General features: G+C 30.3%; 20 protein-coding genes. 19 read left to right on the top strand and 1 reads right to left on the bottom strand.

Annotated features, from left to right (window positions below):
- Nucleotides 1-288: 288 nt before the first annotated feature.
- From Z053_RS0109180 to Z053_RS0109100, 15 genes are all read left to right on the top strand, one after another.
- Nucleotides 289-1,137 carry a PIG-L deacetylase family protein gene (locus Z053_RS0109180; protein WP_025664731.1) on the top strand — a complete coding sequence of 283 codons (849 nt, stop codon included), beginning with the start codon at nt 289-291 and terminating at the stop codon, nt 1,135-1,137.
- Between the two features lie 161 nt (nt 1,138-1,298).
- Entirely contained in the window at nt 1,299-1,892 is a 594-nt protein-coding gene (locus Z053_RS0109175) for a hypothetical protein (RefSeq protein ID WP_025664730.1), read from the top strand.
- 212 nt (nt 1,893-2,104) lie between these two features.
- Nucleotides 2,105-2,656, top strand: coding sequence for a hypothetical protein (locus tag Z053_RS0109170; RefSeq protein ID WP_025664729.1), 552 nt, complete (start codon nt 2,105-2,107; stop codon nt 2,654-2,656).
- A gap of 217 nt (nt 2,657-2,873) precedes the next feature.
- Nucleotides 2,874-4,016 (top strand): helix-turn-helix domain-containing protein, encoded by a 1,143-nt coding sequence (locus Z053_RS0109165; RefSeq protein WP_025664728.1) that lies wholly within the window; start codon nt 2,874-2,876, stop codon nt 4,014-4,016.
- A 62-nt stretch (nt 4,017-4,078) separates the two neighbouring features.
- On the top strand, nt 4,079-5,464 hold the full coding sequence (locus Z053_RS28210; RefSeq protein ID WP_025664727.1) for a serine hydrolase domain-containing protein: 1,386 nt from the start codon (nt 4,079-4,081) through the stop codon (nt 5,462-5,464).
- A 217-nt stretch (nt 5,465-5,681) separates the two neighbouring features.
- Nucleotides 5,682-6,887, top strand: coding sequence for a PDZ domain-containing protein (locus Z053_RS0109155; RefSeq protein ID WP_025664726.1), 1,206 nt, complete (start codon nt 5,682-5,684; stop codon nt 6,885-6,887).
- Nucleotides 6,888-7,046: 159 nt separating this feature from the next.
- Entirely contained in the window at nt 7,047-7,460 is a 414-nt protein-coding gene (locus tag Z053_RS0109150) for an ester cyclase (RefSeq protein WP_025664725.1), read from the top strand.
- 276 nt (nt 7,461-7,736) lie between these two features.
- Nucleotides 7,737-9,221: a serine hydrolase domain-containing protein gene (locus Z053_RS0109145; RefSeq protein WP_051476011.1), complete on the top strand. Its 1,485-nt coding sequence runs from the start codon at nt 7,737-7,739 to the stop codon at nt 9,219-9,221.
- Nucleotides 9,222-9,493: 272 nt separating this feature from the next.
- Complete coding sequence (locus Z053_RS0109140) at nt 9,494-10,600, top strand: helix-turn-helix domain-containing protein (protein WP_025664723.1); 1,107 nt, start codon at nt 9,494-9,496, stop codon at nt 10,598-10,600.
- Nucleotides 10,601-10,702: 102 nt separating this feature from the next.
- On the top strand, nt 10,703-11,749 hold the full coding sequence (locus Z053_RS0109130) for a S41 family peptidase (protein ID WP_025664722.1): 1,047 nt from the start codon (nt 10,703-10,705) through the stop codon (nt 11,747-11,749).
- Between the two features lie 431 nt (nt 11,750-12,180).
- Nucleotides 12,181-13,305 (top strand): autotransporter outer membrane beta-barrel domain-containing protein, encoded by a 1,125-nt coding sequence (locus Z053_RS29995; RefSeq protein ID WP_025664721.1) that lies wholly within the window; start codon nt 12,181-12,183, stop codon nt 13,303-13,305.
- Nucleotides 13,306-13,323: 18 nt separating this feature from the next.
- Nucleotides 13,324-14,328, top strand: a complete 1,005-nt coding sequence (locus Z053_RS0109120; protein ID WP_025664720.1) for a C45 family autoproteolytic acyltransferase/hydolase — start codon at nt 13,324-13,326, stop codon at nt 14,326-14,328.
- Between the two features lie 418 nt (nt 14,329-14,746).
- Nucleotides 14,747-16,036 (top strand): serine hydrolase domain-containing protein, encoded by a 1,290-nt coding sequence (locus Z053_RS0109110; RefSeq protein WP_025664719.1) that lies wholly within the window; start codon nt 14,747-14,749, stop codon nt 16,034-16,036.
- Nucleotides 16,037-16,214: 178 nt separating this feature from the next.
- The gene (gene bla, locus Z053_RS0109105; protein ID WP_407637469.1) at nt 16,215-17,120 is read left to right on the top strand and encodes a class A beta-lactamase, subclass A2; all 906 of its coding nucleotides are present in this window, start codon (nt 16,215-16,217) and stop codon (nt 17,118-17,120) included.
- Between the two features lie 164 nt (nt 17,121-17,284).
- Nucleotides 17,285-18,451 (top strand): FAD-dependent monooxygenase, encoded by a 1,167-nt coding sequence (locus Z053_RS0109100; RefSeq protein WP_025664717.1) that lies wholly within the window; start codon nt 17,285-17,287, stop codon nt 18,449-18,451.
- A gap of 80 nt (nt 18,452-18,531) precedes the next feature.
- Here the strand turns inward: Z053_RS0109100 and Z053_RS28200 are convergent, their stop codons facing one another.
- Complete coding sequence (locus Z053_RS28200; protein WP_025664716.1) at nt 18,532-19,971, bottom strand: serine hydrolase domain-containing protein; 1,440 nt, start codon at nt 19,969-19,971, stop codon at nt 18,532-18,534.
- Nucleotides 19,972-20,179: 208 nt separating this feature from the next.
- Between Z053_RS28200 and Z053_RS0109090 the strand changes: the two genes are divergently transcribed.
- The 4 genes from Z053_RS0109090 (at nt 20,180) to Z053_RS0109075 (ending at nt 23,329) form a co-directional block, all read left to right on the top strand.
- Nucleotides 20,180-21,256 (top strand): sensor histidine kinase, encoded by a 1,077-nt coding sequence (locus Z053_RS0109090; protein ID WP_035095609.1) that lies wholly within the window; start codon nt 20,180-20,182, stop codon nt 21,254-21,256.
- A complete protein-coding gene (locus Z053_RS0109085) occupies nt 21,253-21,939 on the top strand; it encodes a LytR/AlgR family response regulator transcription factor (protein WP_025664714.1) in 687 nt (228 codons plus the stop codon). Before Z053_RS0109090 ends, Z053_RS0109085 begins: the two co-directional genes overlap by 4 nt.
- A 176-nt stretch (nt 21,940-22,115) precedes the next feature.
- Complete coding sequence (locus Z053_RS0109080) at nt 22,116-22,691, top strand: Crp/Fnr family transcriptional regulator (protein WP_025664713.1); 576 nt, start codon at nt 22,116-22,118, stop codon at nt 22,689-22,691.
- 68 nt (nt 22,692-22,759) lie between these two features.
- Complete coding sequence (locus Z053_RS0109075) at nt 22,760-23,329, top strand: sugar O-acetyltransferase (RefSeq protein ID WP_025664712.1); 570 nt, start codon at nt 22,760-22,762, stop codon at nt 23,327-23,329.
- Nucleotide 23,330: the final 1 nt, after the last annotated feature.

Genomic DNA, 23,330 nt, shown 5'->3' with positions numbered 1-23,330 from the left:
TCATACACAAGACCATTAGTTGCAATTAGAAACGAAAAATGAGATTCAACCTAAAACCCGAAGAACATAACGAAGAAGAAAAATTCGCAAAAATAAGAGATGAAGTATTCGGATCGTTGGAGTTTTAGAAACACGGATTACAAATCCGCTCCATCGAGTTCTATGCAATATTTTTGTTTTAGATATTTCGTGATATCTTTACTGTATAATACATACAAATATTTACAAACGGATATATATGTACCACTGCATATATAATGTTGTTGGCAAACATTTAAGAAAAGCATAATGAATTACAAGTTTTACTTTTTGCTAATATCGCTAATTCTTGTTAGTTGCGATGATGATCGAGTTGATTATGAAGAAATTGCTTCTTTTCAAGATAATTCTATTAAAAAACTGGAAGTTGAAGCTGATGTAAACACACGTGTTTTACTTATTTTCCCTCATGCAGATGACGAGATTACTTGTGTTGGGCTTACTTCTTATTTAAAATCACAAGGAGCAAGAATACATATGTTAACTCTTGGACACAACTCTAAAACCAAAATCAATGAAACTAGGATTGAAGAATTAAATTGTTCTGCAACTAAAATGGGTGTAGAAAAATTAGAAATAGCTGGCTTAGTAATTAACAAATGGGATGATATCATGAGTGATAATATTTCATTTTGGTATGACAAAAAAGATAGCATTAAATCAATAATTTTAAATAAGATAGAAAGGTATAAACCTCAAATATTGATCACATATGATACTGAGATAGGCGGATATGGCCATCCAGAGCATCGTATATCTGCACAACTGACTGAAGAAATATTTCATGAAAAGAAAACAGATTCTTTGTTTTCCCTTGAGAAAATTTATCAATTCAGCCTACCTGATAAATTGGAAAACTTCATGTTAAGTGAGATTCCTGCTTATGATTATTCAAAGACATTAACAAATAGCAAAGGATTACCCAATCCAGATGTTGCACTTAACATAACTGATTATTGGAAAACAAAAAATGACGTAGCTCTCTGTCACAAATCTCAATTTAAAATCTTAGATAAATTCTATATGATTGCAAAAAAAGGGGAATTAAAAAAACATTCAAACGCTTTTAGTACTGAGTATTACACTGTGGTTGAATAAACGATTTGCCAACAACGTGTATAATTAATTGCCGGAGTTTGGCAGGTACTAATATCGGAAAATTCTCCGAATTCCCCTCAGATTCGCCCCCCTTTTGCTATCTTTAGTCCCAACGCATTAACCATACACAAGTCCGTTGTAGGTAATTTAGGAACAAACATATGAAAACAGTAAAAACCATATTTTTATTATCAATTCTTATGATAATTTCTTCTTGTAAGACGGATAATAAATCAAAAGATTCTATTACAAAAGAGGTGAAGGTGCAAGAAGAATCAATTCAAAAGGTAAATAAGCTAATTTTAACAGAAAATACATTTGGAAAATTAAAATTAGAAAAAGGAATACCTCTTGAAGAATCAAAAATAAAAGAGTTATTTGTTGATTTTTCGGTATCGAAAAATATTGGAGAACAAGATGGACCAAATTATTATTATTACGAGATTGGAACTGAAGCAACACTAACGACACCAAATACAGAAAGTGAGACATTATCTCAAGTATGGATAAATAAGAACTCTAAAGTATCTGATGAATATGGAATTAAGTTAGGAATGACTTACATTGATATTAATAAAAAGCGTCCAAATATGAGTATTTCAACAGAACATTATCATATTTATTTACACAAAGAAGGTTCGAATATTGCATATGAAATGTCATTAGGAAATTATGAGGGTCCAGATAAGGAAGAATATTCTTTAGATGATATTAAAAACTCTAACTCTAAAATTATTTCAATTATCTGGAAATAAAAACCACCTACAACAACGTGTATAAAACATAGCTAACAAAGGCTTTCTGAAAGGTTTGCACTTATTTGTAAAATCCACCAAAATTTTAAATTTAGCTTTTAAAATAGAACAGATAAAAACAAAACATAAACTTTGGCTAAGTGCAAGTTCGAAAATCAGTGACTTTCTGCTTCAGCACTACGCATAGCTATACGTCGTGTACCATCAAAAAAATGAATAATCAAATCAAAATATATATTGCGATTAGCATTTTATTGCTATTGGATTTAATTCTTTATTGTACTTTAGATATTTCATTTATTGGAAATTTAATAGATCGAATTATATTTTGGGTATGGTTTATTTGTACATTTTATATAGTTTTTAAATTTATTAAAAAGAAATGGGCAAAAATTTATGGGTTTATCCTAATCGCTCTCATTGGGATTAGCTTATTACCTATGATGGTTCCTTTTTTAACCATAATAGGATTTGCTTTAGTTGACGAAGACTCTATTAAAATTGACAGTGAAATTCATATTCGAGAAACTTCAAAAAGTGTCATCGCATTACCTTATATATCGGTATTAAAGAATTATTGGATATTTGAACGCGAAATTGGTAAAACTGAGTTTGATTTTGAAATAAACGATGATTTTTTTGGAATTGATGATGTGAAATCTATAAGGAGATTACGTACATTGAATGACAAAAAAATGAGACTTGAATTTGAATTCGAAAAAGGAAAAGTAATACGTGAAATATCAATAAACCGTACACAATAAGATATATAAAATCAGAACAATGTTTTGTGCTATATCGAAAGGTCATTTCCTTTTTGCAATCGTGCTAGATTTTTATAAATTGAATAAGAAATAAAAATACGCAGATAGATCAATTGGTTCAGGTATACTTGCCATGCTCTAATTCATATATTTGGCATTGGCATTAATTATGAAAACCATTATCAGAGCATGAATTTATAATCCATTTTTCCAATTTATGAATACTGATTTACTCCTTCATTACACAAATATTCTACTAATTTTTACATCACTATTTTTCACATTCTTCTTACTCTATCTAAAATCAAAGAATAAAATAGGCAATATTTTTCTAGCTATTTTTTTAATTGTTAGAACTGTTGATATATTTCCATCTACTTTTGTTTTTTTAAAATTAACACCAGTTATTGATATTTTAAGAATGGATATTGGAGCATTTTTTCAAGCACCATTACTTTTCTTATTTACATTATCAGTAATCTATTCCGATTTTAAACTCTCATCAAAACATCTTATATTATTACTTCCATTTATTGTTAGTACAGTAGTATTACTTCCAAATTTTTATTTGGCAAATGAAAGTGAACAGCTTCTATTCTATCATAATTATACACATACATTAGAAGGTAAATTATCCTATACTTTAGCGCATCTTCAAAATTTATTTTACATCATAATTACTTTTATTTTACTTGCTAGATACAAAAAACTAGTATTCGAAAACTATTCTAAAAGTATAAACACAAATTATAAATGGTTGTTTCAAATGAATATGATTTGTTTGCTTTTATTCATTTTTGCACTCGTAAAAAACATATATCGTTTTGGAAATCATTTTGGTTTTATCTCTACTTTAAGATTCTCTACTTCTTTAATAATGCTAGGCTTTACTTGTTGGTTAATTTTTAAAGCATTAAATGCCCCTAAATTATTTAGAGGAATTTCTTCAAACTTACAATTGGCATCTATATTAAAAATAGAAAAAACTAATCCTGAAATAGACCTCTGGAATAGTCAAAAAACAAAACTTAAAGAGTTTATGTCAGAAAAAGAACCTTATTTAGATTCAGATTTAACCATTAAGAGTTTAGCCAATCAAATGCAAATGGAAGAAAGAGATCTTTCGATTTTAATAAATACACAATTGAATTTGAACTTCTATGAATTTATAAATAAGTATAGAATAAATAAAGCAAAAAAAATATTAGAAGACACATCACAATCAAAACTTACAATACTCGAAATTTTATACCAAGTAGGATATAACTCTAAATCTTCATTTAATACCGCTTTTAAAAAAGCAACAGGAATTACACCTACTGTTTACAGAAAAAAGTTTCAAAAAAAAGGGTTCGAATAAATTATTCGGTCGTATAACTCGGTTTTATAGTTGTTTTTTGGGGTAAAAATATTTCTACAATTATGAAACCTTACAAATTAATTATACTAATCACGCTATGCCTTTTTTCACTACCCTGCAGTTCTCAAAACCCAAAAATTAAAATAAGTGGTAAAAAAATTGCCGAGATTTTGTCATTTTTTCCTGCTGATGAACCAGGAGGAACTTTTCTTGTAACACAAAATGGAAAACATATCGCTTCGGCGGCACTAGGAAAGAGCAACCTTGAATTAGGTGTAGATATGCAATTAAATAATGTCTTGAACATTGCATCTGTTACTAAACCATTCACTGCAGTAGCAATCTTTACATTAATAGAAAAAGGAGAAATTTCTTTACATGATAAAGTCTCGAAATTTGTGCCCAACTTTCCAAAAGAAGGAAAGGATATTACTATAGGGCATTTGTTATCTCATAGTTCGGGTATGGAATACAAGAACGATGAAAAGCAACGTAATGACTTTAAAAGAGCAATTAAAAATAGAAATGAAAATGACTCTAATTTTATTCTTGAATATTTCACAAAAGAAAAGTTTGACGCAGGCCCAGGAAATAAATTTGATTATAACAATGTAGCCTATCAATTGCTGGGATACATTATTGAACTAGTTAGTGATAAAACCTATGAAACATATCTAAAAGAGGTTTTCTTTACTCCGCTAAAAATGAACAATACCTTTTTAGAAAGCTCTACCAAAGTCATAAAAAATAGAGCAATTGGATACGATTCGTTTAACGAAAATGATTATCAAATTAGAAAAATAGACAGTGATGATTCTTATTTTTACTCGGCAGGTGGACTTATGTCGACAGTTAAAGATTTATCAATTTGGTATGAAACTCTAATGAATTACAAGATAATAAGTAAACATAATGTAGAAAAACTTATTACACCTGTTAAATACAATGACGGCACCTATGCTGGAAATGGATATGGCGTATTTACAGGAAACATAAATGGACATAATTTTATACTACACGATGGTTTAGGTTGGGGTTACGGTTCAATAGTATTGTATTTTCCAAAATCAAAACTTTTTATTGCGCATTTAAGAAATTGTGGGTATTGTAAATATGATATCGGACTATCATATAGCGCACCAATCAGAATCGCGTCAATGTTACTCAATTCCGAATATTTTAATAAGGATTATCCAAACAAAACACTCTTAAGAGAATATGCTGGGACATACCACTCATCCCTTTCTAAAGAGGTTAAAATTATAGTAGAAAAAGAAGGTAAACTATACTTGGAAAGCAAAAGATTTGGATTATTGCCATTAATGCCAATTAACGGGAATACTTTTTTCATTGAGAGAAATAATGAAACTATAACTTTTAAAAAACAAGCAAGGAATAAGTTTGAAATGATTTCTAACAAAGGTTTCCCAATCGTATTTAAAAAATAACGAAAGATAACCTGATAGTACCGATTTTAAAATAAAAAAAAGTTAAATCAAAATATAAAAAATCGGCTCTCTGCTAAAACCAAAATGTAGTATTTTTTTACACGCTACGTTTCATACACTTAGCTGTTGCCAGTAATGTTAGGCTAACGAACAATATTCTTAACAAAGACAACCATTTGCACCTTATTTACGTCTATATAGAAAAACAACAAGACCAATGCGAAAAATAATATTAACAATTGTACTCTTGCTCTCTATAAGTTTTAACTATGCTCAATCAGCTAAAGAACAATTAAGACTCGTAAACTCGGTAAAACTTGAGGATACTGGATTTTTTCAAGAAATTGATTTTCAAGATAAATTTGGCTATTTAATAATTCCAGTGATAATTGGGAATGATATTTACGAATATATCTTTGATACTGGAGGCTATAATACATTGACTTCCAAAATTATGAACAAAAATAAACTTCCTAACTTAATGGAAGTTGAAACTGGAAGTAGTAATCAAATAAAATCTAAAATTACTTTAACAAAAATACCTTCTGTTACTATTGGAGGTATTGACTTCAAGGAAATTGGAGCTTTTAATTTCGATTTTGAAAAATCTCCACAAATTAACTGTTATACCAATGGGGGACTTATTGGCAAAAGCATAATAAAGGAAGCTATTTGGCAAATAAATGAACAGACGAAAAAAATTATATTAACAGATAATCTTGATAACCTAAAAAATCTTAAAGGTGCAATTAAAGTCAAGGTAAAATTAGATAAACTATTCAATCCATTCATAAAAGTTAAAGTTAATGGTGAAATGAAATCATTTTTACTTGACTTTGGTTATGGAGGGTTTATCTCATTAACAGAAAAAGAAGGAGTACATCTAGAATCTAAAGAAATAATTGAAATAGTTGGAGAAGGAAATGTAAGTGCCAATGGAATTCTGAATGAAAGTATGTTTATTAAAAACATAGAAAACTTAAAAATTGGACAATTTGAAATCCCAAATCAACTTGCATACTACTCTAAATCTAACAATTTTAATCTTATTGGCACAGGGCTCACAAAGCATTTTATTGTTACTTTAAATTTTAAGCAAAAAGAACTCTATCTCAAACCGATTCAAAAAACAGAAAAAGTAAAATCTGAAAAATCATTTGGATTTGATTTAAACAAGAATAAAAATAACATTTATGTAAGTAAAATTTTTAAGAATCTATCTGCTGATAAAGCTGGATTGAAATTAAATGACATAGTTGTTTCAATTAATGGAAAAAAACTAAACGGAGAATCATATTGCGACTTTTACGATTTCACAAGAGAGCTTTTAAATAAGAATCAAACAATTATACTTCTAATCAAACGTAAAAATAAAACTCACTCAATTGAGATTATCAAATCCGATATAATAATTACTGAATAAATACTACTGGTAACAACGACTACAGTTCATTACGGCTGAAATTCTGAGTAGGAATTTCAAGCCTTTTTGCTAAATTTATGGTTGCGGTAGAATGATACTCGCGTACCATTCTGTAACAAAATCATAACCAAAACCGTTAGCACTAACTCAAAAAAGACGATGAACAAAGAATCTTTCCTGCGGGAATTTATGACTGAAATTTGGAATAAAAAAAAATTTGACAAAGTTGAGCAATATGTTCATCCAGAATATACAATTCATCTTGACACAGCTGACCCCTGGGAGGGAAAAACATTGTCTCATTCTGAATTCAAAGAGCGATTGAATTTTTCATTCAACTCATTTCCTGATATGAATTTTGAAATAACTTCTGCAATTTCAGAAGAAAATCACGTTGTTATAACTTGGATATTAACTGGAACAAACCTAGGAATGATAGGAGAATTTCCACCGACCAAAAAAACGATAAATACAAAAGGCATAACAATTTATCATTTTAAGAACAATTTGATTAATGGACACACTCAGGTTTTTGACAGAATAACTGTTATGAAACAATTAGGATTTATGTAATATGAAAACAAAAAAAGAGCTTAAAGAAGAATACAAACAAATGAAAAAAATTTAATAGCACGGATTTACAACCCGTCAAGCATACCAAAATATAAAAGCAGTCACTTATTGTGACTGCTTTTTTGTTAAAGTACATTATGAACTACTTCTTATATAATCAAGCCCAATTCGTTTCTATAGAATGTAGACAACATTACAGTTTTATAAAAAATGACACTATTGGTGTAACAAAGATCTAAATCTTTTATCTATACATTAACTGCTAACATAATTGTTATGAGAAAGATAGTACTCATTGGTATTTGTTTTACTTCGATGTTTGGTTGTAAGGATAAACCTCAAAAGACTTTATCACCAGAAGCTTTAAAAATTGAAAACACGGTTCTTAAACAAAAAAAAGTATTCGATGTCCCCGGTATCGCCGTGGGAATAATTAAAAATGGTAACATTGTTTATGCCAATGCACATGGAGTTAAGGGATTAGACACAGGAGATTCCTTGACCACCAAATCTTTATTTCACATGGCTTCTGTATCAAAACCTTTTGTGGCAACTGCTATTATTCAGCTCATGGAGAAAGGAAAAATTGATTTAGAAGAAAAACTAATACATTACCTGCCATATTTTGTCATGGCTGATGAACGCTACAAAGACATTACTATTAAGCACATGCTTAATCATACCTCTGGAATACCTAATGTTGATGATTATGAATGGGACAATCCGCAGTATGATGACAGAGCTGCCGAACGGTATTCCAGAAGTCAGCAATCCATCAAACTCGACTTTGCTCCTGGCGATCAATACAGTTACAGCAATGCTGCTTTTGATATTTTATGCGATGTCATTTCAAAAGTCTCCGGAATGACCTTCGAAAATTATATGAAAGCAAATATTTTTGAGCCTGTGGGAATGGAAAACAGTACTTTTTTTAAACCTGATGTACCAAAAAATTTGGCTACAAAACCCCACGTTATTGGTGACAGCCTAAACATAGTCGTAAGTAAGATCTACCCTTATAACAGGAAACATGCCGGAAGTTCTACACTACATTCTAATATCGAAGATATGTTGTTATGGGCAGAAGTCAATATGAATAAAGGAATCATCAATAAAAAAAGAATTTATAAAGAAAGTTCCTATGAGTTGCTCACAACCTCCCAAACTAAAGTTAATAAAACTAAAAGTGTAGGCTTAAGTTGGTTTTTAAATAATATAAACGATTATAAAATAGTATTTCATCAGGGAGGAGATACGGGATACAGTACCTTTTTTGCATTTATTCCAGCTAAAAAATCTGCTATTGTTATGATGGTCAACGCCGATTATTTCTGGTCAAATTATGCTTCAGGAACTATACTAAAAAACTTAATTTTTAACGATTCCATAATACCAAAAGCACCCATCCACTTAAAACTCAAAGATCATATTCTTAAAGATGGGATTGCCAAAACCAAAGCGGTTTATCTTAGGGAGCAGCAAAAGCCTAATCAAAACTATGTATTCGGAGGTGGCTATATAGACGAATTAGGCTATTGGTTAATAGATCGAAATTATCCCGAAAAAGCATTAGACCTATTTAAATTTAATGTCGAACTCGAGCCAGAAGATTCTGGTTGGTTCGACAGTGTTGCAGATGCATACAGAGAAATGGACAGTATTGACCTGGCCATTCAATGGTACAAAAAAGCACTGAAAATGAACCCTGATCAGGATTTTTCTCAGAAAAAGCTCAATGAATTACTTAATGATACCGAGTAGTCCTATAATGCGGATTCATAATCCGTGAAACATATCAAAATATCAAAACAGTCACTTATTATGTGATTGTTTTTTTGTTAAAATACATTTATAATAATCCAATTATAGGTACGATTGTTTTAAATCCAGAAGGAATATTTTTTTAGTTCTACTAGAAATTATGCAGATTTAGATCATGAATTAGAAATTGTTGTTTTAAATTTATTTTGAAGTTTTAATAGCACGGATTGCAAATCTGCGTTACAGGGTTAATAATCTTAAAACACTGCTGAATGCTAAATATAATTGCTATAATTGTTCTTTTTGGAGCCATACAAGGTTTTTTACTTTGTATGTATTTATATTTCAAAAAAAAAGATAATAAAAAGGCATTCAATAATTTTATTCTTTTTTTATTCTCATTATCCTTTTTTAATTTCATATATGCACTAATGTATATGAAGATTTCAACCCTGGGATTTATTCCTTTAACTTCTTTCCCTTTTCCATATAAGTATCTTATTGCAGTTGGCTTTTATTTTTTTATAAGAAGTCAAATATCCAAAGAAGAAAAAATCATTTCAAAATATGAATACCTCCTATTTTTACCAGCTTTTTTTTATGGTATATTACGAATTTATTGGTATATAAAACTTCATACAGGTTTAGATAAAGATATCTTTTGGAATGTATATAAAATGGGATTCTTTACATATAACGAATACGTCTATTTAATTTTTAATCTTCTTTTAGTAAGCCTGGCAATAAAATTTTTAACGAGATACAAAACCCAAATAAGAGGAACTAAGGTTTCTCAAAAAAACTGGGAATGGCTCTTAAAATTTTCTTATGTATTTATAGTTGTCATAATTTTAAACATAGTATTAGCAGTAATTGTGCATATTGTAGGCGATCTATATAATGGAATAATCTATTCAATTATTTTAATTTTAAATTCAATATACATCTATTGGGTAGGATTCGAGTCGCTTACAAAATCAAACTATTTATTCAATACGTTTACACTTAAAAAGCAAAATTCGATTGAAGATAAAACACCTAGTATATTAGCCCAAAAACTTGAACACTATATGAAAGTGGAAGAGGTTTTTAAAAATAAAAATTTAAAACTGTCAGACTTAGCCTATCTAATTGAAATAAATGAAAAAGAATTATCGGTATTCATTTACGAATCATTTGAAATGTCGTTCTCAGAGTATATCAATAGGTTTAGAATTGAAAAAGTTAAGACGCTTTTAAAAACCGAAGATCAAAAAAAGTACACACTATTAGCCATAGCCGAAAATGCTGGTTTTAGTTCGAAATCTTCATTTAATGCTGTTTTTAAGAAATTTACTGGCTTAACTCCTTCCCAATACAAAGCAAGTCTTAAAAACTAATATGTCCAGTATCTTTTTTCTGGACATCCTTTTGGCCATTTTTCTTAAAAAACATTATGATTGCCTTTAGTTTTGTTTTCATAAAAACAAAAAAATAACATTATGAAATCAATCTTTGCAGGTATTACTATGTGTCTTTTACTTTTCTCATTAAACACTTATAGTCAAAACGAATATCTAACAGTTAAAGACAGTATTAATACATTTTATAATAAACTATTTGTAGAACTAGAAGAGAACTATTTACATACTAAAGATATAGATTGGTTAGGTCTGAAACCTTATATAAAAGAGAAGGCTTTAAAAAGTAAATCCTTTGAAGAGTCTTTAAAAATTACAGTAAAACTATTTGATACCATTAAAGGAAATCATTTACTTCTTTTTTCGGAAAAAGATTGGTATAAAAGTACACTTGGCAAACAATTATCTCAAGAACAATTTAATCAAAGTCTTGCAGATGCCTATGAAAATGGAAAATCCTTTGAAGCAAAAGTTATTGAGAAGGAATATGGTTATGTATTTATACCAGGAATGCTGTTAAAAGATGCCACGAGAGAAGAATTGGATAAAGCGGCGCAAGAAATTTATGATGCCATTACAAAAATAGATCAATCACACAACATTAAAGGCTGGATAATTGATCTTCGTTTAAATATTGGTGGTAATTCTAATGTAATGCTTGCTGGATTGTATCATTTATTAGGAAATGGTACCACTCACTTGTCTCTGGATATTGATAAAAATGTAAAAATTCTTACCAGCATTTATAATGGTACTTTATATAAAAATCATAAAATAAATACAGCTGTAAAACCAAACTTAAAACCAATATCACAGGTTCCTGTTGCTCTAATATCAGGAATTATGACAAACAGCGCAGGAGAATTTGTAGTTTTGGGTTTTAGAGGTCGTAAAAATACTATTGTGATTGGAGAAGAAAGTTATGGGAGTACGACTGCAAATGACTTATATGAATTACCATATGATACAAAGGCTGCAATTACTGAAAGTTATGGGACAGATAGATCTGCTAAATTTACTAAGACTATTATTCCTGATATAGAGGTTATAAAACAACACAATTTTGAAGATTTAACAAAAGATAAGAATATTATTGTGGCTATCAAATTTATCAACTCAAAACAATAAATCAGATATTCTCGGTTTATAATACATCACTTCCGATGGCGAGGATTACAAATCTGCGTCATCGAGTTCTACCCCATTAAAATCATCACTTTTTTATAACTATTCATCACAAACCAGAGGTATATCATGACGCATACATTTTTATTATACATATATGGCAGCATCTTTATGTACAGCATTATGATAAAACAAATATTTACAAACGCTCATAAATAGGTACAAACGGGTATATGTATACTATTTCGCATATAACATTGTTATAAGCAATTCTCTCACACAAAGAAACTCTATTAATTTTTTGAACTAACGAGCCAATTTTTGTGGTAATTTTAAAACAGAAAAAATTAACGTTAATCAGAATCTTAAAAAATATTTAAGTAACATATACAACTACTAGGACATACATAGTAAACTGAGAAACAAAAATAATTATGAAAAAAACAATCTTATTGATTGGACTTATTGGAATAAGCTTTGGAATTAAAGCTCAAAACACATTTCCTACAACGGGTAACGTAGGAATTGGAACAACGACACCTAATGCTAAACTTGAAATCGGGAATAGAAATCATGGATCAACAACAGGTATAACGAATGCTTTTTTCACAGGTACAAATTTTAATCTAAGCTTGTATAGTGATCAAATATATAATTCTAATGGAATCACAGGAACAATATCATTTGGGAGTAAATATAATTCATCCGGGACTTACACATCTGGGGTTAAAATCTACGGTTTCCGCCCTAACTATCAGATTGCTGGTAATTATGAATATGCTTTAGGAATTGATACTAGAACTCATGGTGGATCTTCGAGCAGAAAGTTTACAATATTAGGTAATGGAAATGTTGGAATTGGAACATCAAACCCTAGTATGAAACTACAAGTAGTTGGATCTGTTGCGAGTGGATATAATAATACTTTATCTCTAGATAAACAAGAGTGGTTTAATTTTGGAAATAAGTCAGGATATGGATTTATAAATTGGTTTTCGCAAGCAAATGCTGATAGAAACGGTTTTATAAATACCCATTCATCAGTAAAAGCATCTTCAATCAGCGGAGGTAATGGTGAAATCAAATTTTATACATCATTAGCAAATAATGGTATCGGACAATCTTCAAGCCTGGTCGAAAGAATGACAATTGAATCGAATGGATATGTAGGTATAGGCACGATGAATCCAGATATGAAATTAACTGTAAAAGGAAATATTCATGCAGAAGAAGTGAAAATTGATCTGAATGTTCCTGCTCCTGATTATGTTTTTAAAAAAGATTATAACTTAAGAAGTATAGAAGAAGTAGAAAGGTTTATTAAAAAGAATAGTCACCTTCCAGAAATACCATCTGCAAAAGAGTTTGAACAAAACGGAGTGATGCTAGCAGAAATGGATATGAATCTTCTTAAAAAAATTGAGGAATTGACTCTTTATACTATTCGGCAAGATAAAAAAATTAAAAATCTTGAAAGAAAAAACGAAGAGTTGAACTCGATTAATAAAAAGCTTATTGAATTACAATTAAGACTTGAAAAGCTAGAATCTGAAAAGTAAAAAAAGCTTATAACACGAATGTATCATCCAAGACTATATGGAGAATTTTACGAAATGGGACTTAAGTATGGAGCACTACTTAAAGAAAAGGCAAATTTTGTACTTCCCGAAATAAGTTCTAAAAAGAAAGAATTTGGACTTGATTCATATAAAGAATTACAAAATTTTTATCCTGAAGTCATAGATGAAATAAAAGGTTTTGCAAAAGGAATTAATGACAAACCTAAAAACCTTGGAGCTTTCCTGTTAAGTCTTGGTATTTTCGAAACAAGCGGACAATGTAGTGTATTCGCTTTTAAAAATAATGACTCTGTAATTGTTGGTAGAAACTATGATATGCTTTTTGAGTTTAAAAAATTTACCGAAAGTAGTTTGATAGCACCAAAAGATAAGTTTTCATATATAAGTCAATCTGATGTTTTTATTGGACGTTCAGATGGAATTAATGAAAAAGGGCTATCAATAGCAATGTCGTTTGTAAATGGAACAAAGGTTCAACCTGGAATTGGATTTCATTTTATAATTAGGAAAGTACTTGAAAATTGTAGTACTACCGAACAAGCCATAAATCTAATTCAACAAACAACCGTTGCCTCCGCAAACAATTTCCTAATTGCTGATAAAAATTTTGATATAGCAGTAGTTGAATCCGCTCCACAAAAGAGTTTCATCCGAAGACCAAAAAAAAACGAAAATTTCATATCCATAACCAATCAGTTCATATCAAAAGAAATGAAACCTTACGATAAAGGTGATGTAGAGTGGAGTAAAAGTTCGGAACGCTATAACAGAATAAAAGAAAACCTCTCGTCTGTAGGAAGTTTAGATTTAAATAAAGCTAAAGAAATCTTATCTAGTGAATGTGTCTGTTTGAATTTAAAAAAGGAGAAATTTGGAACTATTTGGTCAGTTGTTGCAAATTTGAACGAGTTAAAAATTGAAAGAGCCGAAACAAAACCAAGACTAACAAATTATAAACAAGAAACGAGACTTGATTGGTGGTTAAAAAAGAAAAATAAATAACCCTACACAACAATCTGTATAAGCAATCGCAGTTTAAGTGATAAAAAGTATAAACTTAAAGCAAAGGTCAATGTAAAAACCCCGATGGCAAAGATTTGCAATCCATAAAACATATCAAAACAGTCACTTATATGTGATTGTTTTTTTGTTAAAATACATTCACAATAACTTGGTTATAGATAAGATTGTTTTAAATTCAGAGGGTTATATTTTTAGTTCTGCTAGAAATTATGCAGATTTAGATCATGAATTAGAAATTGTTGTTTTAAATTTATTTTGAAGTTGTAAAAACACAAATTGCAAATTCGCCATCGGGTATATATGTACTAATATATATAACGTTATTATTGGCAAACTAAAAAACGAAACTGTAACAAGAATCAATTTTTTTAATCTTTTAAGGAAACCAAAAGAACAAATGAGAAAAATAGCTTTAATAGTAATCATAGGAATTGCATTTTCGTCCTGTAATCAAAGTAAAAAAAACAACGATAATCCTAAAAGTGAAAGCCAAACTGTAAGGGATTCCTTGACAGCAGAATTAGATTCTATTCAGAAAAGTGGACTAATAAACGGGTTTGCTGTTGCTATGGTAAACCAAAACGGAGTGTTATACGAAAAAGGGTTTGGATATTCTAATCGAGAAACAAAAGAAGAATATACTGAAAACACAATTCAACATATTGCTTCTGTATCTAAAACTTTAATAGGGATTTCATTAATGAAGGCACAAGAAATTGGAAAATTAAAACTTGACGACCCAATTCACAATTATTTGCCATTCGAAGTAATTAATCCTAATTACCCAAATGAAAGAATAACAATAAGACAATTAGCCACACATACATCGGGTATCAATGATACCGAGCAGTATATGCAAAAAGCTTGGGTTCTCACAAAAAATCAAGACTTAACAGATGTGAGTACAGATTACCCTGCACAGCGATTAAATTCATCTGAATTCAATATCCCTATGGAAGAATACTTGAAAGGATATTTAGAAATCAATGGTACATTTTATCAAGGTGATAATTATCTAAACTTCAAACCAGGGGAACGTTATAACTATTCAAATATAGGCGCTACTTTGTGTGCTTTAGTAATTGAAAAAGCAACAGGTAAAACATTCGATTCATTTACAAAAGAACATATACTTAAACCATTAGGTATGAATTCGACAGGTTGGTCCTTAAAAGATGTTAATATAAAAAAGCATTCTAGGTTGTATAGAAATGACAATACACTTTTACCATTTTATACTGCAATAACTTATCCCGATGGAATGCTTATTTCATCAAGTAGCGATATGGCAAAATATTTAGCAGAACTGATTAAAGGATATTGTGGTGAAGGTACATTACTCTCAAAAAATAGTTATAAAGAACTCTTTACAGAACAATTAGAAGAGAAAAACTTTGAATCAAGAAATGCTGATCACCCGTACGATGGAGATTACAGTCCTGCAATTTTTATTGGGCATAGTGCGTTGGGGTACGTAGGACACTCAGGAGGTGATGCGGGGGTTGGAACGTGGATGTATTTTGATAAAGAGAAAAAAACAGGAAGGTATATTGTGATTAATACAGATATGGGAAATGATGAACGCTCTAAAGAACTAGAATACTATGCAATTTGGGATAAGATGAATGAATATTTTGATAGGTTGAGTGTAGAACAGCCAGCACATAACAATAGTTATGCCCAATAAGGCGTTCATTACTAAATTGAAAATTTGGTTTTCATAGCAAGTCCGTCAAATAGTTGGTTTGGCTTTTAAAAATTAAAAACAAAATATAAAAATTTGGTACTGTATTAATCCAAAAAGTTAGCGTCTTTTTATACGCTATGTTTCATACACAAGACCATTAGCAACAAGCAAAAGAAAAATTATGGTAAAAAAAAGACCTATAACATTCTTAATCTTTTTAATAATTTTCACACAAGGATATTCGCAAAAGATTGAAACATTAAGGCAGAAAATTGAGGATATTATAAATTCCAAAAACGCAGTTGTTGGAGTTGCAATCAATGGAATGGAAACTAAAGACACGTTGAGCATCAATGGACAAAAACACTTTCCTATGCAAAGTGTATTCAAGTTTCCGATTGCATTAACTATTTTATCTGAAATAGATAAAGACAACCTTTCTCTTGAGCAAAAAATTGATATCAAGAAAAGTGAGTTATTGCCTGGGTTATGGAGTCCTATACGAAAAAAATATCCAGAAGGAGGTACACTTACTGTAGCAGAAATTATAAAATATACAGTTGCTTTAAGTGATAATGTAGGTTGTGATGTATTACTAAAACTTCTTGGCAAACCTCAAGTTGTTGAAAATTATTTTTCTAACCTCGGTTTTAAAGATTTTTCTGTTAAAATAAATGAAGAAACGATGCAAAATAATTGGGATCTGCAGTTTTTAAATTGGACAACACCAAAAGAAGCGAACAAGATCCTAGAAACATTTTATACGAACAGTAACGGTCTACTTTCTAAAGAAAGCCACGAATTTGTGTGGAGTGTAATGAAAGGAACCAAAACAGGTAAAAACAGGTTAAGAGGGCAATTGCCTAAAGAAACAATAGTAGCGCATAAAACAGGCTGGTCGGGAGCACATAAAAAAACAGGGATAACTGCCGCAGTAAACAACATCGGAATAGTTTTTTTACCTAATGGAAAATACTTTACCATAAGTGTTTTTATCACAGAATCGGCAGAAAGTTTTGAAACTAATGAGAAAATGATATCCGATATTTCGAAAGTAACCTGGGATTATTTTATAAACAAATAACTATAGATAATCTTAACCTAATATTTGTAGCAATGCCCACAAATAAATAATAGCTTGCTTTCACCTACTTCTGAAAAATCCCCAAGGATTTTCGGTTTGGTGTATACTTGTAAAATTAAATGCTAATCCACGCAACATCATAATGTGATCATAGTAGCAATAAAATGAAAAAAACAACAGATAAGATTGCAATTGTCGGAGGAGGAATCGGAGGCTTAACAATGGCTCTAACTCTAAAAAAGAATAACCAGGATTTTAAGCTCTTTGAAAAATCTAATGAATTTAAAGAAGTCGGAGCAGGTATCGGACTTGCTTCTAATGCCTTAAAAATATTTGATAAACTTCATATAGGTGAAGAATTAAGAACAAAAGGGCACCTACTAAAAAGAACAATACTTGCTACCGAAAAATTAAAAATTCTAAAAACGGTTCCTTTCCCAGAAGAGGTTTATTGTATTCACAGAGCTTCAATCATAGATGTTATTTCTAGCAAATTAGATAAAAACTCGTATGAGCTAGGTAAAGAAGTTAAAAGTATTGAAAATAAAGAAAGCGTAAAGATTACATTTAAGGATCATACCGCTATAGAATTTGATACTTTAATTGCTTCTGATGGAATTAACTCTACCGTTAGAAAGTCTATTTTCCCCGAAATTAGAATAAGACATACTCATCAAATAATTTGGAGAGGAATTACTGATTTTAATATTAATTCTGATCTAAAACATACGTATTATGAGCTTTTTGAAGGGACATTACGGTTCTTATTCTTACCGTTAAACGATACCAAAATATTCTGGTTAGCTGTACAGGAAAAAAAGAATTTCAATAAAGATGTGTCGACATCTTTAAAATCATACCTATTAGATACGTATCAAAATTTTGCTCCCATAGTGTTGGATATGTTAAACAAAACAACCGAAAGTGATATCCTTCAAAATGAACTGGCAGATATAAATCCTAGTTATAAAGATTGGTTTAAAAACAATACTGTTTTTATTGGTGATTCTATTCATGCTACTACACCAAATCTTGCACAGGGAGCCTGTCAAGCTATCGAAGATGCATACACGTTGGGGCTTTGTTTAAAAAACAATACCGATAATGCTTTTTCTGAATATCAAAATATAAGATCTAAAAAAGTTAAATATATTGTGAAACAATCCTGGAAAATTGGTAGCATGTCAATGACAAATAATAATTTTCAAAAAAAGCTACTCCTTTTACTATTGAGATTTCTTCCCAAAAAACAGTACCAAAAAAGATTTAATCGCATAATTAACATTGAATATTTAAATACATTAGAGCATATTCCCAGTGGCAATACCTAAAACCTATCGAAGACATTTAAAAATACAATAGGAGTACTTCGACAGGCTTAGTTATGATAAGAAATATATTATTTACACCCTTATCGGATACCCTCTATCCTTAATTCTCCTTTAGTATTGGGAGTAACATCAAATAGAATCTGTTCTACCCCGGTTTTGGTTTCAACACCAAGAGCTACTTCATTTTCTTTTACCATAATTTGCACGATCTTTCCTCCTTTAAGATCCTCATGTAATTGTTTAAACATCGCTAAATGTCTTTGCATAGAAAAAGAATTTTTAAACATTTGAGTCATTCTGTTTTCTATAAAAGATTTCCAGATATCCTGGTCATTTTGATGTATTGTCTTCATAAATTCATCTACTAATTGATCTGCCGTTTCTCCGATTATTGTTCCCTTTGATTGTTTATTAACAGTAGGCTTGAAATCAGGTTTTAAAAGTATTCCAGCAATCTGAGAAGTAATATTTTCGAATTTTCGGTCTACCGCATTGGTCATTATAATAATAGTAATCTCTTCATCAAGATAACGCCACATATCGGCAAAGAAAATTCCATTACCTCCATTATGAGCAATCAATTCGGTATTACGAGGTGTAGGGAAAATAGCCCATCCATATCCGTAATATGACCCTGCCCCCTCTCCTTCTTCAATATGTTTACCATAGTACTTGGTTTTTGCTGTAGCATCCAGAATTTTATCTCCTAGCAATGCCTGGTGCCATTTATACATATCTTGTGTAGTAGATAGTACTCCTCCATTTGCTTTTAAGTGCCAGTATGGCCCATCTACACCCCATTTTTTATCTGTAGGCTTTCCCCAATGTTTATTCTTGCGATATCCAACTGCTATATCTTTAAACAAAGGTTTTTTATACCCGGTTTGATGCATCCCAGAGGGTTTCCACAGATGTTTCATCAAATACTCTTCATAAGACATTCCTGAAACTTTTTCTATAATAATACCTAAGAAACTGTATCCCACATTAGAATATGTATACTTTGTCCCTGGTCTGAATACTAATTTTCTTTTAAAAGCTTCTTCGATAAACTCTTGAGTAGAAATATCTTCATAATCATCTCCTATTGCTGATTGAAATCCAGAAGAATGCGTAAGTAGATGATGTAAAGTGATATCTTTTTTATCATCGGGTACGTTAGCTATATATTTAGAAAGGTTATCTTCTACAGAAAGTTTACCCTGCATTTCTAATTTTAAAATAGCAGCTCCCGTAAATTGCTTAGTGATCGAACCAATATCGAAAACTGTTTCAGAGGTACTATTGGTTTTGCGTTCTCGATTAGAATACCCATATCCTTGTTCCAGCAGTACTTTTCTTTTCTGAGCAACCAAAACACTTCCAGAAAATCCTGATTTTTCTAATTCATTGAGATAGTCTGATAATTTATCTTTATTGGTTACAGTAGCACTACTAACTACTTCCTGTGCTACTGTTGGTTCTTGTTTACAAGATAGTAGAAAACTTATCAGTACTATCATCTTAAATACATGTTTCATCTGTTCCTTTTTTTATGATTTTGAATGACAATATTAAAAGGGTTATCAGCAGTTTACAACAAAATGTTACCTAGGTAAAAACTAAGTTATATATATCAAAACTCAGGTTATCAAACGTATTCCTACCTTATTTTTTTGTTTTGTACCATAAATTAAGAGTACATCACTTTTACAGAATTGGTTCAACAATTATCTATACTTTTGAATTGTGAGCATACGACAAATAACTTTACAACGATGGATCGAGGTCTTCCTGAATATTCTATTTTGGATTGCCTCTATTGCTATTTTACTATTGACAACCGAGGTAGGAATAGTTGAAAACACTGTAGAAGATGTAGATGGAGTCGTTATACAGGAAACCATAGAAATGGGGATTTTTATTCTTCCAAATTTTATAGGAATGATGAGTATTATTCCTTTCTTTTATATCGTTACTTTTTACTTAACTCCAAGATACTATTCCTCTAAAAAGTATTTGATTTTTTCTGGCTTACTCCTTTTAGGTTTAGCCGATCTTCTGTTAATTGAGTTGGGAGTTGTATATCTTCAGAATACGACGTTTCATCCTATCATGATACGATTTTTTATATTTTATAACCTCTTTTTTATTATTGCTGCAGTGGTCTATGGAATGATAAGACATCAATTAAAAATGGAAACGCATCAACAAGCTTTAGAAAAAGAAAAGATAAGTGCCGAATTGCAATTGATGCAATCACAGATCAATCCACACTTTATGTTTAATGCATTAAACAATTTATTAGCGATATCAGAACGGTCAGAAAATACAGAGACTTCTTCGGGGATAACAAAACTGTCGGATCTGTTGCGATTTATGATTTATGATACTCAAGCGGAACAAGTATTACTTTCCAAAGAAATTGAATTTATAGAAAACTACATTGCTCTTCAAAAATTAAAATATAGTACAGAAGATCCTTTTGAAATTTCATTGATTACAGAAACAAATGATGAAGATCCAAAAATCGCACCTACACTATTAATTCCATTTGTCGAGAATGCGTTTAAACATGGTCTTGATATCCAGACCAAATCTTTTATTCATATCAAACTCGAGTTTAAAGATAACCTACTACATTTTGAAGTTAAAAACTCAAAACATCACCTTAAAAAAACTGAATTCGAAAAAAAATACTCTGGTATCGGTTTAGAAAATGTAAAAAAACGCTTGAATCTAATCTATCCAAATCAATATAATTTGGATATCAAAGAAGATGAGCATATCTTTTATGTACTATTAAAAATTAATCTTAGTATATGATTACCGCTGTAATTATAGATGATGAACCTAATGCTATAGAGTTATTACAAGGTTATATCAAAAAGTTATCTTTTGTAGAATGCATTCGTAGTTTTAGAAATCCTATCGAAGCATTGGTGTTTTTAAAAGAATGTGATGTAGATTTAATATTTCTAGATATCAATATGCCTCAATTATCTGGCATATCTTTTATAAAAACATTAGAAAACCCTCCTAAAATTATATTAACAACAGCATATTCTGAATATGCAGTAGAGAGTTATGAATATCAGGTTGCTGATTATTTATTAAAACCCATTTCGTTTGAACGTTTTCTAAAAGCTGTACTTAAGATTAAGGACACTATTGAAGAACCAGAACCACAAAAAATAGCTAATGGTATCATTTATATAAAAAGTGGTCAACAACAATTTAAAACCAATATCGATGATATTTTATATCTTCAAAAAGATGGTAATTATATAAGTTACATTACTAAAGATAAAAATATTCTGGCCAGGCAATCGATTAAAAATGCTCTGGAAGAACTAGGAAAAGGGTTTATACAGATTCATAAATCAACTATTATTAAGGTAAGCCATATTTCGGCTTTTGATTCTAATTCGGTAACAATTAATAGTACTAAATTATCAATCGGACAATCCTATAAAGTAGCCTTTCAAAACTATATAAAGTCTACTTAGATACATAATTATCATTGATATTGCTTCATTTCTGTTTTTAATAATTCAAGATCTTTGATAGAAGTTTCTTTAGTTTAAAACTATAAAAGAGATATAGAATTTCTTTATTATATAAAATAAGATAAGAGATACCGCTAAATTCTTACTTTTGATCATAAGAACTATACCCTAAAGACGTGGAAAAAATTATATCTAGTATAAAAAGTATGTATGCTGTAAGCGATGCTTCTATAGCATCTTTAACCAGTAAGATGACAGAACTACATCTTCCTAAAAAGCATGTACTCATTAAAAGCGGGGTTGTAGACAAGAATTACTATTTCATAGAAAAAGGGTTGACTCGTTCTTATTGTATTATTGATGGAGAAGAGGCTACTACATGGTTTAGTAAAGAAGGAGAATTAGCATTTTCTATGTTAAGCTGTTATGAAAATAAACCAGGATTCGAATGTGTGGATTTATTAGAAGATTCTATTATATATGCTATTCCTGTACATGAATTAAACTTATTATACAAAACCAATATTGAAATTGCGAATTGGTCCAGAATAGCACATCAAAAAGCATTTCTTGATCTCGAGTTACGTCATATTGCATTGGCTACACAGTCTGCCAAAGAACGTTATGATACTTTTACAAAAGAGAAATTTGATTTATTTAAACGTGTAAAGCTAGGCTATATTGCTTCTTTTTTGGGAGTTACTCAAGTTACTTTAAGTAGATTAAGAGCTAAACAACATTTTTTAACATAGGTAAAAAATATTCTTCCCAAACAAAGCTAATTTTGTACGGTCGTTATTTAATTTAAGAAAACATGCATATGACCGAAAAAGAAAAAATGCTGGCTGGTGAGTCCTATGATACCAGGGATCCCGAATTAATCAAAATGTATCATAAAGCTAGAAAATTAATGCAGGTATATAATACTCTGGATTCTACTGATACTGAAGGTAAAAAACAAACACTATCAGATTTATTAGGCCGTATAGGAGATGGTGCATGGATCGAACCACCTTTTTTTTGTGATTATGGAGTACATATTTCTGTGGGAGAAAACACAGTAATAAATACCAATTGCATGTTTATCGATGATAATACAATAACCATTGGAAAAAATGGATTAATTGCGCCTTTTGTTCAGATATATACAGCAAAGCATCCTGTAAAAGCCTCTGATAGAATACAAAAATCGGGTAATGCTCCCTTTACAACATTAACAAGCCCTGTACATATAGGAGATAATGTATGGATAGGTGGAAACAGTGTTATATTACCCGGAGTTACTATCGGTAATAATGTTACCATAGGAGCAGGTTCTGTAGTAACCAAAGACATTCCTGATAACACCTTAGCTTTCGGAAACCCCTGTGCAATTATAAAAACCATATAAA

This window comes from Aquimarina megaterium XH134 (assembly GCF_000520975.1).
Lineage (GTDB): Bacteria > Bacteroidota > Bacteroidia > Flavobacteriales > Flavobacteriaceae > Aquimarina > Aquimarina megaterium.
The sequence above is the reverse complement of the archived record's forward strand: the minus strand, read 5'-3'. Positions and strand labels throughout refer to the sequence as shown.

What these genes read in the sequence shown, in the direction of transcription:
- Z053_RS0109175 (WP_025664730.1), top strand. Translation starts at nt 1,299, where the DNA reads ATGAAAACAGTAAAAACCATATTTTTATTATCAATTCTTATGATAATT.
- Z053_RS0109110 (WP_025664719.1), top strand. Translation starts at nt 14,747, where the DNA reads ATGAGAAAAATAGCTTTAATAGTAATCATAGGAATTGCATTTTCGTCC.
- Z053_RS0109120 (WP_025664720.1), top strand. Translation starts at nt 13,324, where the DNA reads ATGTATCATCCAAGACTATATGGAGAATTTTACGAAATGGGACTTAAG.
- Z053_RS29995 (WP_025664721.1), top strand. Translation starts at nt 12,181, where the DNA reads ATGAAAAAAACAATCTTATTGATTGGACTTATTGGAATAAGCTTTGGA.
- Z053_RS0109130 (WP_025664722.1), top strand. Translation starts at nt 10,703, where the DNA reads ATGAAATCAATCTTTGCAGGTATTACTATGTGTCTTTTACTTTTCTCA.
- Z053_RS0109155 (WP_025664726.1), top strand. Translation starts at nt 5,682, where the DNA reads ATGCGAAAAATAATATTAACAATTGTACTCTTGCTCTCTATAAGTTTT.
- Z053_RS0109140 (WP_025664723.1), top strand. Translation starts at nt 9,494, where the DNA reads ATGCTAAATATAATTGCTATAATTGTTCTTTTTGGAGCCATACAAGGT.
- Z053_RS28200 (WP_025664716.1), bottom strand. Translation starts at nt 19,971, where the DNA reads ATGAAACATGTATTTAAGATGATAGTACTGATAAGTTTTCTACTATCT.
- Z053_RS0109085 (WP_025664714.1), top strand. Translation starts at nt 21,253, where the DNA reads ATGATTACCGCTGTAATTATAGATGATGAACCTAATGCTATAGAGTTA.
- Z053_RS0109100 (WP_025664717.1), top strand. Translation starts at nt 17,285, where the DNA reads ATGAAAAAAACAACAGATAAGATTGCAATTGTCGGAGGAGGAATCGGA.
- Z053_RS0109170 (WP_025664729.1), top strand. Translation starts at nt 2,105, where the DNA reads ATGAATAATCAAATCAAAATATATATTGCGATTAGCATTTTATTGCTA.
- Z053_RS0109165 (WP_025664728.1), top strand. Translation starts at nt 2,874, where the DNA reads ATGAATACTGATTTACTCCTTCATTACACAAATATTCTACTAATTTTT.
- Z053_RS0109145 (WP_051476011.1), top strand. Translation starts at nt 7,737, where the DNA reads ATGAGAAAGATAGTACTCATTGGTATTTGTTTTACTTCGATGTTTGGT.
- Z053_RS28210 (WP_025664727.1), top strand. Translation starts at nt 4,079, where the DNA reads ATGAAACCTTACAAATTAATTATACTAATCACGCTATGCCTTTTTTCA.
- Z053_RS0109150 (WP_025664725.1), top strand. Translation starts at nt 7,047, where the DNA reads ATGAACAAAGAATCTTTCCTGCGGGAATTTATGACTGAAATTTGGAAT.
- Z053_RS0109180 (WP_025664731.1), top strand. Translation starts at nt 289, where the DNA reads ATGAATTACAAGTTTTACTTTTTGCTAATATCGCTAATTCTTGTTAGT.
- Z053_RS0109075 (WP_025664712.1), top strand. Translation starts at nt 22,760, where the DNA reads ATGACCGAAAAAGAAAAAATGCTGGCTGGTGAGTCCTATGATACCAGG.